At 37.2% G+C, this 13021-nt stretch carries 8 protein-coding genes; 6 read left to right on the forward strand and 2 right to left on the reverse strand.

Annotated features, from left to right (window positions below; all coding sequences use genetic code 11):
- Positions 1–21 precede the first annotated feature (21 nt).
- Together BUA89_RS11355 and BUA89_RS11360 are read right to left on the reverse strand one after the other, a co-directional pair.
- Entirely contained in the window at positions 22–1845 is a 1824-nt protein-coding gene (locus tag BUA89_RS11355) for a RagB/SusD family nutrient uptake outer membrane protein (protein ID WP_072957546.1), read from the reverse strand.
- 11 nt (positions 1846–1856) lie between these two features.
- Positions 1857–4871, reverse strand: coding sequence for a SusC/RagA family TonB-linked outer membrane protein (locus BUA89_RS11360; RefSeq protein ID WP_072957549.1), 3015 nt, complete (start codon positions 4869–4871; stop codon positions 1857–1859).
- A gap of 859 nt (positions 4872–5730) precedes the next feature.
- Here BUA89_RS11360 and kduI point away from each other — a divergent pair.
- The 6 genes from kduI to BUA89_RS11390 all read left to right on the forward strand — a co-directional run bounded on the left by kduI (position 5731) and on the right by BUA89_RS11390 (position 12790).
- Positions 5731–6567: a 5-dehydro-4-deoxy-D-glucuronate isomerase gene (kduI, locus tag BUA89_RS11365; RefSeq protein ID WP_072957968.1), complete on the forward strand. Its 837-nt coding sequence runs from the start codon at positions 5731–5733 to the stop codon at positions 6565–6567.
- A gap of 9 nt (positions 6568–6576) precedes the next feature.
- Positions 6577–7359: a gluconate 5-dehydrogenase gene (locus tag BUA89_RS11370; RefSeq protein WP_072957552.1), complete on the forward strand. Its 783-nt coding sequence runs from the start codon at positions 6577–6579 to the stop codon at positions 7357–7359.
- An 18-nt stretch (positions 7360–7377) separates the two neighbouring features.
- On the forward strand, positions 7378–8775 hold the full coding sequence (gene uxaC / locus BUA89_RS11375; protein ID WP_072957556.1) for a glucuronate isomerase: 1398 nt from the start codon (positions 7378–7380) through the stop codon (positions 8773–8775).
- 410 nt (positions 8776–9185) lie between these two features.
- On the forward strand, positions 9186–10190 hold the full coding sequence (locus BUA89_RS11380) for a sugar kinase (protein WP_072957560.1): 1005 nt from the start codon (positions 9186–9188) through the stop codon (positions 10188–10190).
- Between the two features lie 237 nt (positions 10191–10427).
- Positions 10428–11087 carry a beta/alpha barrel domain-containing protein gene (locus BUA89_RS11385; protein WP_072957563.1) on the forward strand — a complete coding sequence of 220 codons (660 nt, stop codon included), beginning with the start codon at positions 10428–10430 and terminating at the stop codon, positions 11085–11087.
- Between the two features lie 170 nt (positions 11088–11257).
- The gene (locus BUA89_RS11390; RefSeq protein WP_072957566.1) at positions 11258–12790 is read left to right on the forward strand and encodes an MFS transporter; all 1533 of its coding nucleotides are present in this window, start codon (positions 11258–11260) and stop codon (positions 12788–12790) included.
- Positions 12791–13021: the final 231 nt, after the last annotated feature.

The following is a 13021-nucleotide window of genomic DNA, read 5'->3' on the forward strand; positions in this document are numbered from 1 at the left end:
TATGAATGTGAAATTTTTTATCTAGTAACCATAATCCTGGGTAAGATTGTAGTTAGAATTTACAACATCTAATGCTAATGGAAGCAATTCCTTTTTATTAGGCTGGAAATAATAGGCATAGCTCTTTACCGGATCACCACTGATGTACGGTTGAGTCATTGCCAATCTCCAGTTGACCTTTGTGTAACCAGAAGGTGTCGTCACACTCTGATTCGGGCTGTAGAATACGTCTGCCTTTGCAACTCCTGTTGTTGTGTAGAAATCGATGTCCGAAACGTTCTGTTGAGCCGTTTTTGTCTTGTCGTACGCTACTTTTTTATAGAAAATATATTCAGGAACGTTCGCATAAGCTCCTGTACCGTTCATGAACTGGGTAAGCTTTGTTCTTGTTTCATTGATTTTAGTTTCCAGTAAATTCCAACGGATAAGGTCATATTTTCTAAGTCCTTCACCACCAAACTCCAACTGTCTTTCTTTTACGATGTAATTGAAGAATCCTGTTTTATCTGTAGGAATCGTTCCCACTTGTCCTAAATTGCCTGCGTAAGCTCTCTGTCTTACCGACATCACGGCGTTGATGGCATCTGCGGAAGGTCCGTTGTGAAGTTCGTTATCTGCTTCTGCAAACATAAGAAGAATGTCGGAATATCTCAGTAAAGGCCAGTCGATACCCAAGTTCTGAGAAGTTCCTGTAATATTTGACCAAGATTTTCTGAATTTACCGTCATTCCAGTTGATAGAGGTCTGAAGTTCTTCCTGTTTAGTTGTATTTACTCTGAAGATAGCGATGTTAACGTCTCTTCTTAAATCATATTTCGTAAACTCATAGAAATATACAGGAATTGCGTTGATTCCTCCTGAAGATTTCCAGTCTGTATCATCGTGTCTCAAACCGTTGTAGTAACCGATTTTACTGTCCGTTCTTGAGTTTCCTCCGAATGCTCCAATGGCATAAATCACCTCATTTGTTGCATCCTGGGAATTGGTATGCAATGATCTGAACAATCCTTCGTAGTTCGGGTTTAGCTGATGCTGACCAGAATTAATAATATCTTTACACTCATCATAAGCGATCTGATAATATTTCTGAGGATTTGAACCCTGCAACATTTGCTGTGGAGCTCTTCTCAATGAATATCCTGCTCTTGCCAAAGCAATTCTAGCTCTTAAACCTTTTACAGCTCCTTTTGAAATTCTCTGAGCGGTTGTACCACCTTCAGATCTCCATGGAACAAGACTTTCTGCTTTTAATAAATCATCAAGAATTTGTTCATAAATTATATCTCTGTCTGTTTTTGGAAGATATAAATCCGTCAAGTCTGCCGAAGGAACGATCTGAAAAGGAACGTCTCCCCAGTTTTTAATTAGATCATAATAAAACTGAGCTCTTAACGTTAAAGCTTCTCCTAAATATCTGTTCATTAAAACCTTATCAGCTGCAGAGCCAGTTTGCATAACTGGTGAAAGCGGGATGTTTTTAATCACAAGATTCGCTCTTTCAATACCTGCATAAGTATCAAGAAAGGGTCTTAGAAGTTCTGTATTTGTTGGGATAGCCCCAAAACAGCTGATTCCTCTTCTGTCATTGGCATTATAGTCGCCGGAAGTTCTTAAATCGTCTCCGGATTGCGTAAGGATAAGGTTCATTCTTTGCCCGTAGGTATTGTCTCCCATGCTGGCATTGTAAACTCCCACCAAAGCTGAAAAAGTATCGGAAGCGGAGTCGAATTGCTGTGCTTCAGCAGTATTTGATAAACTTTCTACATCCAGATATTGTTCGCATGAATTTAAAGATATTAATCCTGCAATGGAAAATAGAATAGCTAAAAATTTATTTTTCTTCATAATATTAGGGTTTAAAAAGTGATATCAACTCCGGATAAGATAAATCTGCTGCGAGGATATGCAGCGTAATCTACTCCAGGTGTTAAAGGATTTCTTCTTGTATTGGCTTCCGGATCATATCCAGAGTATCCGGTAATTGTAAATACATTGTTCATCGTAAAATACAATCTGAAATTTGAAAGACCTAATTGCTTGGTAAAATCTTTTCCTAAAGAATAACCGATGGTTACGTTATTTAATCTTAAAAAAGAACCGTCTTCAATAGCATACGAATGTAAGAAATAGGCACCTGCAGGCGGAGTCCATCCTGTTGTATTGGCATTCAAGGCTGCAAGGGCAGTCGGATCGTTTACTTTCTGTCCGGCGTCATCAAACCATCTCCATCTGTCGGCAACTTCCGCCAACATGTTATTGTCTCTGTATAAATATTGTGTTGAATATTCGATTTTATTGGCATTATACACCTTATTTCCAACCGAGAAATTGAACATCATACTCATATCCCAGTTTCTGTAACGGAAAGTCTGGCTGAAACCACCATAGAATTTAGGCTGAGCATTTCCTAAATCTGTCATATCCTTATTATCAATAATTCCGTCACCATTCAGATCTGCAAGTTTAAGATCTCCCGGTTGTATTGCTTTTGCTCCGTTTGCCGCAGATGCAGAACTTGGAATACCTGCTTTCAACGTATAAACCTGTGTTGTAGGATTATAATCGAAATCACTTACTTCATATCTCCCGGCAGTTACATATCCCCAGAAAGTTCCTACTGGTTTTCCAACCTGTACCAGGAAATCATTCAAACTGTTTTGCCATCCGGAAGGATATAGGTAAGAGAAAGCACTTGGAGAAGCGCTATTTCCTAAGCTTTTGATGGTGTTTTTGTTGGATGAGATATTGGCATCCATTTTCCACGTGAAATTATCTTTGTTGATAATTGCAGTCCCAATTGAGAATTCAATCCCTTTATTGGTTGTACTTCCAGAGTTTTGATACTGATACTCGTAGCCTCTGTCTTTAGGAATTTGTGCTAAAAGTAAAAGATCTTTGGTGTCAGTCTGATATAAATCGATTGCACCATAAACTCTTCCTTTAAACAATCCGAAATCCAAACCAATATTTTTTGAAGTGGCTTTTTCCCAGGTTACATTTTTATTAGCCAAAATATTTCCTGTTGTAGCACCCGGTGTTACATTAGTTCCGAACGCATATCCGTAATCGGATGATGTTATAAAGAATGTATCATACAAGAAAGATCCGATCCTGTTATTTCCGGAAAGACCGTATCCTAAACGAAGTTTTAATTCGCTGATTGTCTGGCTGTCTTTTAAGAAATTTTCCTCAGTAATTTTCCACGCTGCAGAAGCTGCCGGGAAGTATCCCCATCTGTTTCCAGGTCCGAAAACACTGGATCCATCGGCTCTCATGGAAGCGGTAAGGATGTATTTGTTTTTGAAGATATAGTTGGCTCTACCAAAAAATGAAGCTAAACGATCAGGGTTTCTTCCGGCTCTCGGCGCATCCTGTACCAATCCGGCAGGCGGAGATGCCGACTGAATGTTAGCAAATGCTTCTTCCGCAGTTATAGATTTTGGAAACCATTTGATAGTCATTGCCGTTGATTCACCATCAGTTTTTACAATTTCCTGACCGACTAATAGATCCAATTTGTGATTTCCAAATGTTTTTTTGTAATTTAAAGTATTGGTATTTGTAATTCTTCTTGTCTGAGCTTTGCTTAAAAATACAACAGGCTGATCATTATTCTGTCTTGCAACAGACGTCACTGTTCCTGAGAATTGATTGATGAATTCATCTCTCTGCAAATATCCAATCACACTTCTGAAAGTAAAATCTTTGCTGATTTTATATTCTAAAGTTCCGTTTAATAACAAGTCATTTCTTCCATTTTCTTTAATCTCATTATTCGCTAAAAGAACCGGATTTACAAGATTGGTTTCATTGGCAAATAGAGGATCGAAATCATCTACGTTTACATTAGACCCTCCTTCGAATGGCTGATACCTCACAGCATTTCTCAATCTGTTCGTTCCCTGTGAACCAGTGGAAGAAGTTCCGGCTCCGAAAATCGTCTGTCTGCTGTATCTGGCGTTCAGGCTCATGCTTACTTTCTTCGAAAGGTCGTAATCATACTTGAAGTTTGCCATATTTCTTTTAAAACCGGAACCGATCATAATTCCGTCTTCCTGTACATTATTCAATGATAATGAAAATGATGAATTATCAGATCCTCCCGTTATGGCAAGATTGTGCGTAAAGTTGAACGCTTCTCTTCCGAATACTTCATCCTGCCAATCTCTCTTTTTTACATCTTTGTATTTAGAAAGCTCTTCATAAGTTCCATATCTGGCTTTGAAAGCATCAATGTCTGTCTGCACGCCACCTTTGTTGTACACCTCGTACTGGTAAAGAACATATTGATAGGGGTCTAATACATCAATCGTGTTCTGTATTTTTCTTACACCTAAAAATCCATTGTAGTTGATGGATGTTTTGGCTCTTTTACGGCCTCCTTTTGTAGTGATCAGAACCACCCCGTTTGCTCCTCTCGCTCCGTAAATGTTAGTAGAAGAGGCATCCTTCAGCACCTCAATAGATTCGATCTCTTTGGGTGATAAAATAGAAAGGGCATTATCCATCTGTACTCCGTCCACGATATAGAGCGGTGCATTACTCCCCGTGATCGAGTTACCTCCCCGGATGACAATATCCACATCAGCTCCCGGCGAACCTTCACTCAGCGAAACCTGTACTCCGGCCATTCTTCCCTGTATAGCTTCAGCAGCATTTGTGGATGGCATATCTTTGATAGCGTCTGCTTTTACGGAAGCAACGGAATTGGTAACGTCTTTTTTGGAAACTTTGGTATATCCCACCAGAACCACCTCGTCGATCTTGGTTTCTTTTTCCTTTTTGGTCTCTTTTTCTTGAGCCATTGCAAGGACAGGAAGTAGAAAAACAGTTAAATATAACCACTTTATTGACTGTACTTTTTTATCCATTTTGTATCCTTATAGTTTTAATTTTGGTTGAAAGTTTTTTCAATCTTTGTCTTTTTGGTGGATTTAAGTATTCTTTAGATTTTAGTGGAAAATATTTTCAAAATCTACACAATTCAAAGTGCAATCGATTGCGTGATTTTTTATTATAAAATATCTTGGCTCCTAAACTAATATTATTTTTTATTACACAAAGAAAAAAATATTATTTTTTCATTAATTTGGTGACTTAAAATTGTTTTTTTTGTAAAACTTACGTTTGTTAGATTTTTGTAATTAATTGAAAATTAATTGTTTGAAATTTTTTAAATTGTTGAGTGATATTGTTGATAAATTTTTAATTTTAACATTAAATACACATCAAAAACTTAAAAATTTCTTAAAAAAATCTATTTTTTCTTGTTGAAAAATTCCCCAAAATCTCATTCAAGAAGAAAAAACGGTTCGGTTTCCTGATTTTTGTCATCTTTTTGAAAGTAATTTCGGCTCAATTTTTTAATCGATAATAAATAACTGCAATATATATGGTATGTGTGGGAATTGTTAATTATTTTTGCTAAATCAACAGTGCATTTTTCTCCACTTTTTGGCACGATTTTATATTTAAAGTAGAGTTAAGTATTAATTTTGGTTAATATATATCCTCAATTTATTCTAAAAATATTCTTGTTTTTCATCCTGTTTTAATTTTTATGATTTGATTTTCAGTTAATTATTAATTAAAATTAATTTTTTGTTAAGTAATTGAAGAATAATTATATATTTAACCCACAGGTATTCTATTATATTTTAGTGTAATTTTATGCAATCGATTACGCAATATTTAACAGGTTTTGGTAAAACCGCAAAAAGAAAAAGTAGTATGACAAATTCAGAGTTTCGTTTCGCTCATCATCCGGAAGATGTAAAAAAATATACAACCGAGGACTTAAGAAGAGATTTTCTGATCGATAATTTGTTTAATGAAGAGCAGATTAACGTTGTATATTCTATGTACGACAGAATGATTGTTGGTGGTGCAATGCCTGTAAAAAGCGCATTAAAACTGGAGCCGACAGACGATCTGAAAGCTGAAAATTTCTTAGACCGAAGAGAATTGGGAATCATCAACGTAGGTTCGGCCGGAAAGGTAACCGTTGATGGTGAAGTTTTCGAACTGGGAAATAAGGAAGCTTTGTATATCGGAAAAGGAGCAAAGGATGTTGTTTTTGAAAACGGAAATGAAGGTCAGGCTTTATTCTATTTCAACTCTGCACCGGCTCATCATTCTTATCCTACAAAGAAAATCACCAAAAACGAAGCTGAAATTGTAGAATTAGGCGAAACAAAATACGCAAACAGAAGAACAATTAATAAACTGATAGTGAACAGCGTACTGGAAACCTGCCAACTACAAATGGGAATGACCGAACTGCACGAGGGAAGCGTTTGGAACACCATGCCTTCTCACACGCATACCAGAAGAATGGAAGTTTATTTCTATTTTGATCTGGAAGAAGGTCAGGCGGTAAGCCATTTCTTAGGTCAGCCAAATGAAACACGTCATATCTTTATGAAAAACAATGAAGCGGTATTGTCTCCGGAATGGTCGATTCACTCAGGTGTTGGAACTTCCAACTACACCTTTATTTGGGGAATGGCAGGAGAAAATATGGATTATGGCGATATGGACGCTGTTAAAACAAACGAATTAAAGTAATTTTTTCACATGAATTTATTCGATTTATCCGGTAAAGTTGCCGTTGTTACAGGCGGAACTCACGGATTAGGAATGGCAATGGCTGAAGGTCTTGCCGCTGCAGGAGCTGAACTGGCCATCACAAGTACAACACCGTCAAAACTAGACGAAGCGCTTGATTATTATCATTCTAAAGGATACAAAGCAACAGGATATATTTTTGACGTAACCGACGAACTGGAAGCCGCTCAGAAAGTAGCCTTAATGGAAGCTACTCATGGAAAAATAGACATCCTTGTTAACAACGCAGGGATCATCAAACGTATTCCGGCAATCGATATGGAAGTTGAAGACTTTAGAAAAGTAATCGATGTAGATCTTACAGGACCTTTCATCATGTCCAAATTAATTGGAAAACACATGATCAAAAGAAAATCAGGGAAAATCATCAATATTTGCTCAATGATGAGTGAGCTTGGTCGTGACAATGTAGTGGCGTATGCTTCTGCAAAAGGCGGTCTGAAAATGCTTACCAAAAATTTAGCAACAGAATGGGCGAAACATAATATTCAGGTGAACGGAATCGGTCCCGGATATTTTGCAACGTCGCAAACAGAACCAATCAGAGTGGACGGAAATCCGTTCAACGAATTTATCATCAGCAGAACTCCGGAAGGAAGATGGGGAAATCCTGAAGATCTTGCAGGTACAGCTATTTTCTTAGCTTCAGACGCAAGTAAATTTATCAACGGACAGATTATTTACGTTGATGGAGGAATTTTGGCAACCATCGGAAAGCCTTCAAACGAGTAACATTAGAATCAAACGACAATGAAATCTTTTATCACAGATAACTTTTTATTACAGAATAAATACGCTGAAGAATTATACTTCAACTACGCAGAAAAGCAGCCCATCATCGATTATCACAATCATTTGATTCCTAAAGATATTGCAGAAAATACCGTTTTCGAGAATATTTCTAAGGTTTGGATTGCCGGCGACCATTACAAATGGAGAGCAATGCGTACGATGGGCGTGAACGAAAAGTTCATCACCGGAGATGCTTCAGACAAAGAAAAATTCGAAGCTTGGGCTAAAACGGTTCCTTATACTTTGAGAAATCCTTTGTATCACTGGACTCATTTAGAATTGAAAAGATATTTCGGAATTGATGAATTGTTAAATGAAAATAACGCTTCAGAAATTTACGACAACATCAGCGCCCAGCTTCAGACTCCGGAAAAATCGACAAGAGGTTTGCTGGAAATGATGAATGTAGAATCTTTGTGCACAACGGAAGATCCTATCGATATTTTGAATTACCATCAGGATTTGGCAAAAAGTGACTGGAAAGTTAAAGTAAGTACCGCATTCCGCCCTGATAAGGCGATTATAATTGAAAACCACAACTTCGGAGATTACATTGCTAAATTAGGCGAGTCAGCAGGAATTGAAATCAATTCTTACCAGACTTTGTGCGATGCTTTATTAAAAAGGATCGAATATTTCCACGAAAACGGATGTAGGCTTTGCGACCACGGATTGAACAATATTTCTTTCGAGGAAGCTACAGAAGCTGAAGTTTCAACAATTTTCAACGATAAAATTTCAGGAAAAGTGATTGCTGAAAAGCAGGTAAATCAGTTCAAGACTGCCATTTTATTATTCTTAGGAGAAGCTTACCACAAATTCGCTTGGGTTCAGCAGTTCCACTTGGGAGCGTTGAGAAACAACAATGAAAGAATGCACAGAATTCTAGGTCCGGATACGGGTTGGGATTCTATCGGTGATTTTGTTCAGGCTGAAACTTTGTCTAAATTGTTAAACGCTTTAGACGGAAAAGATAAATTAACAAAAACAATTCTTTATAACTTAAATCCTGCCGACAACGAAATTTTTGCCACCATGATTGGAAATTTCAATGATGGAAGCATTAAAGGAAAAGTGCAATTCGGTTCAGGATGGTGGTTTTTAGACCAAAAAGACGGAATGATCAAGCAGATGAACGCCCTTTCAAACATGGGATTAATCAGCTGTTTCGTTGGAATGTTGACAGATTCCAGAAGTTTCCTATCTTTCCCGAGACACGAATATTTCAGAAGAGTATTGTGTAATCTTTTTGGCGAAGAAATGAAAAAAGGTGAATTGCCTGATGATATGGAGCATGTTGGAAAAATTATTTCCGATATTTGTTACCATAATGCCAAAAATTATTTCGATTTTTAAATTTAAATAAAATTAAATCTCTCGCAGATTGAGCAAATTTTGCAGATTTAAAATAATCTGTGTCATCAGCTAAATCTGCGAGCGATTCAAAATATTTTTAAACCATTAAGGATTATTAAGAAGTTAAGTTTTGATTAAGGTAAAATCAAATATTTTAATTCAGCAAAACGCTTAAAGCGAAGCTCAACTTAATTTTTCTAAACTCCTTAATAAAATCTTAATGGTTTAGATAAAAATAATTGAATATCTAAAAACTCTTTGTGGTCTTATTTAAGTGAAATCAAAGATTCGACGAAGTCAAACGCCTTTGTGAACTTAAAAATATACATCAAGTTTTAAAAAGAAAATCTTTGCGAACTTTGCGTTAAAACAACAGCAGATATTCAAAAAATTAAGGTTAGTAAAAACTTATGGGTAAAATACTTACTTTCGGTGAAATCATCATGCGACTTTCGCCTCCAGGGAACAGAACCATGAAGCAAAGCCATGAAATGGAATTTTTCTTCGGCGGTACTGAGCTTAATGTCGCTTCCTCATTGGCAACAATGGGTTGTGAAGTAAAGCATGTAAGCGCTGTTTCGGATGATTTTGTGGGAGAATCGGCTTTATCTTTTGTCAAAAGCTTTGGAATTGACACTAATTTTATTTCTAAAAATGAACATCCTTTAGGTCTGTACTTTTTAGAAGTAGGATCGTCGGTTCGTGCGAGCAGAATTGCTTACAACAGGCTGAACGGTTCTTTTGCCAACATCGAAGCAGAAAAAATCGACTGGAAAAAAGCTTTGGAAGGTTGCGACTATTTTCACTGGACGGGAATTAGTCCGGGAATTTCGGCATCAGCTTATGAAAGTTTGAAAGAAGGTTTGCAAACCGCCCGTGAATTGGGAATTGAAATTACAACAGATCCGGCTTACCGTTCCAACCTTTGGAAATATGGCAAAAACGGAAATGAAGTTTTGAAAGAATTGGTTTCTTTATCAACCATTTTCATCGGTGGTGTAAATGAAATCAACGAAATCTTAGGAACTCAGTTTTCACCAGACAAAAACGGATTTTTAGAAGCTTGTGAAGAGTTGAAAAAACAATGTCCATCCATTCATAAAATTTTCGACAAAATAAGAATCGGTGTTACCGCAAGTTCTCAGCAAACGCAGGGAAGAGCTTTGATTAACGGGAACTATTTTGAAACCAAATTTTTAGAAATAGACCAAGTTGTCGACAGAATCGGAACAGGTGATGCATTTGCAGCAGGTTTAATTTATGGCTTAAAAAACTTCGATGATGAAAAAGCCTTACATTTCGCAAACGCCGCCTGTGCCATCAAACACACCATTTTAGGAGACATCAACTATTGCAGCGCAGAAGATGTTCTCGAAGTAATGGCTGGAAATTCTGGTGGAAGAATCAAAAGGTAGTTGGCTTCTGGCGGATGGCTTCTTGCTAATAGCTTCTAGCAAATGCATATATTAAAGTTAGAAAATAGCGGACTTAGCTGAGTGAAACGCCTTTGCGAACGAAAAAAATATATCAAGTTTTAAAAGAAAATCTTTGCGCTCTTTGCGTTAAAAATTTATTCTTTATAAATATACAGCACACCAAAGGATAGACTTCATTCCATTAAAAATTATTTTTAAACAAGATAATTCAACAAAATGACAAAAATTCAAACCGTTACCAATGCCATCATCAATCAGGGGATTTTACCTCTGTATTACAATGCTGACGAAACGGTAACTATAGACATATTAAAATCGCTTTACAAAGCAGGAATCCGTGCGGTAGAATATACAAGCCGTGGCGAATCTGCGTTGAGTAATTTCACAAAAATGGTAGAAATCCGTAACGCGGAAATGCCGGAAATGCTTTTAGGAATCGGAACAATTAAAAATTTACAGCAAGCTGAAGAATATTACAAAGTTGGGGCAGATTTCTTTATCAGTCCGGGGTTTGTGCCTGAAGTGGCAGCATTTTTAATTCCAAAAGATGTTTTGTACAGTCCGGGTTGTATGACGCCGACTGAAATTATCACTGCAGAAGCAGCAGGAGTAACTTTCATTAAATTATTCCCTGGAAATGCTTTAGGCGCAGGATTTATGAATGCCATTAAAGATGTTTTTCCAAATCTGAAATTTATGCCGACTGGTGGAGTTGATACAACGAAAGAAAGCATAGAAAGCTGGTTCAAAGCCGGAGTTTCAGCGGTAGGAATGGGAAGCAAATTGGTAAGCAAAGATTTGATGGCTGCAAAAGATTACGCAACCATTGAAAATGAAACTAAAAAAGTGTTGGAAATTATCCGGACTTTAAAATAATAATTAAAAAGTTACGCAATAAATAGCTTCGTCGCCTTCGCTGAGTGAAATCGTAGATTCGACATAGTCAAACGCCTTTGCGACCGAAAAATATGCAGGAGTTTATTAAAAAAATCTTTGCGGACTTTGCGTTAAAAACAATAAAAAAGTAACTAAATTCTAAAATAAGTATGAGTTCGGTTAAGTCTCTTAAACCAAGTACATTCAGATGGACGATATGTTCGTTACTGTTCATTGCGACGACCATCAATTATTTGGATCGTCAGGTTTTATCATTAACGTGGAAAGATTTCATCGCTCCGGAATTTCACTGGAACAATAATGATTACGGAAATATCACGGCATTATTTTCCATTTTCTACGCAGTAGGAATGCTTTTCGCAGGAAAATTTGTCGATTGGATGGACACCAAAAAAGGTTTCCTTTGGGCCATCGGAGTTTGGTCTATCGGTGCGGTTTTACATGCATTCTGCGGAATTGCAACATCAGGAATTCTGACTGGAAACTGGTTTGCTGGTTTTCACGGTTCTAAAGAATTAATAGGAACAGTTTCCAATACCTCAGCGATTATCAGTACGAGTGTCACGTTGTTTATTTTTGCACGTTTCGTTTTGGCCATCGGTGAAGCAGGAAATTTTCCGGCTGCAATTAAAACGACAGCAGAATATTTCCCTAAAAAAGACCGAGCATTTTCTACCAGTATCTGGAACGCGGGAGCGACGGTTGGAGCTTTGGCGGCACCGGTTACCATTCCTTTCATTGCCAAATCAATGGGTTGGGAATGGGCGTTTATCATTATTGGTGCGTTAGGATTTGTATGGATGGGACTTTGGGTTTTCTATTACAAAAAACCTCACGAGCATCATAAAGTAAACGAACATGAATTAAATTATATCAATCAGGATCAGGAAGAGGTTGTTGTTGAAGAAGCTACACCTCAGACTGAGGAAAGAAAATTCACTTTCAAAGAATGTTTCAGCTACAGACAGACTTGGGCATTTGCTTTTGGTAAATTTATGACAGACGGCGTTTGGTGGTTCTTTTTATTCTGGACTCCGGCATATTTGAGCTCTGTTTACGGAATGGATTCTACGCAAAGCGCACTGCCGTTATTCGTATTGTACATGATTACTTTGCTGTCTATCATCGGAGGATGGCTTCCAAAATATTTTGTGGAAAAGAAAGGGATGAACGCGTATTCAGGAAGAATGAGAGCCATGTTGATTTTCGCATTTTTCCCGTTGTTGGCACTTTTAGCACAACCTTTAGGTGGAACAACGTACTGGATTCCTGTTTTGATCATCGGGATTGCCGGAGCTGCACACCAGGCATGGTCAGCCAATATCTTCTCGACAGTAGGAGATATGTTTCCTAAAAAAGCCATTGCAACGATCACCGGAATTGGAGGAATGGCAGGAGGAATCGGTTCTTTTATCATCAACAAATCTTCCGGAGTTTTATTCGATCATGCTCACAAAGCCTGGTCAACGGTTGACGGAACACCTTTATTGGAAAAATATCCTCAATATGTTAATGAAAGATTACCGGACGGATTCTTCGAGCAATTGGAAAAATCAGGAGTTGTAGTCGTAGATGGAATTGATAAAGGATACATGATCATTTTCTCAATCTGCGCCGTAGCATACCTGATCGCCTGGACAGTAATGAAAACATTGGTTCCAAAATATAAAGTGATTAAATAATTTTTAAACCATTAAGAACATTTTAGCAGTTAAGAAATATTAAGAATTTGCGAGCAAATTAAAGGCAATCTTAAGAAATTTATTTCTCTTAACTAAACTTAAATACTTAATAAATCTTAATGGTTAAAAGTATAATAGAAAGTAAATAAAAAACTCTTTGTTGTCTTATTTAAGTGAAATCGAAGATTCGACGAAGTCAAACGCCTTTGCGAACTTAAAAATATACATCGA

The sequence above is a fragment of the Chryseobacterium arachidis genome (assembly GCF_900129245.1).
Taxonomy (GTDB): Bacteria; Bacteroidota; Bacteroidia; order Flavobacteriales; family Weeksellaceae; genus Chryseobacterium; species Chryseobacterium arachidis.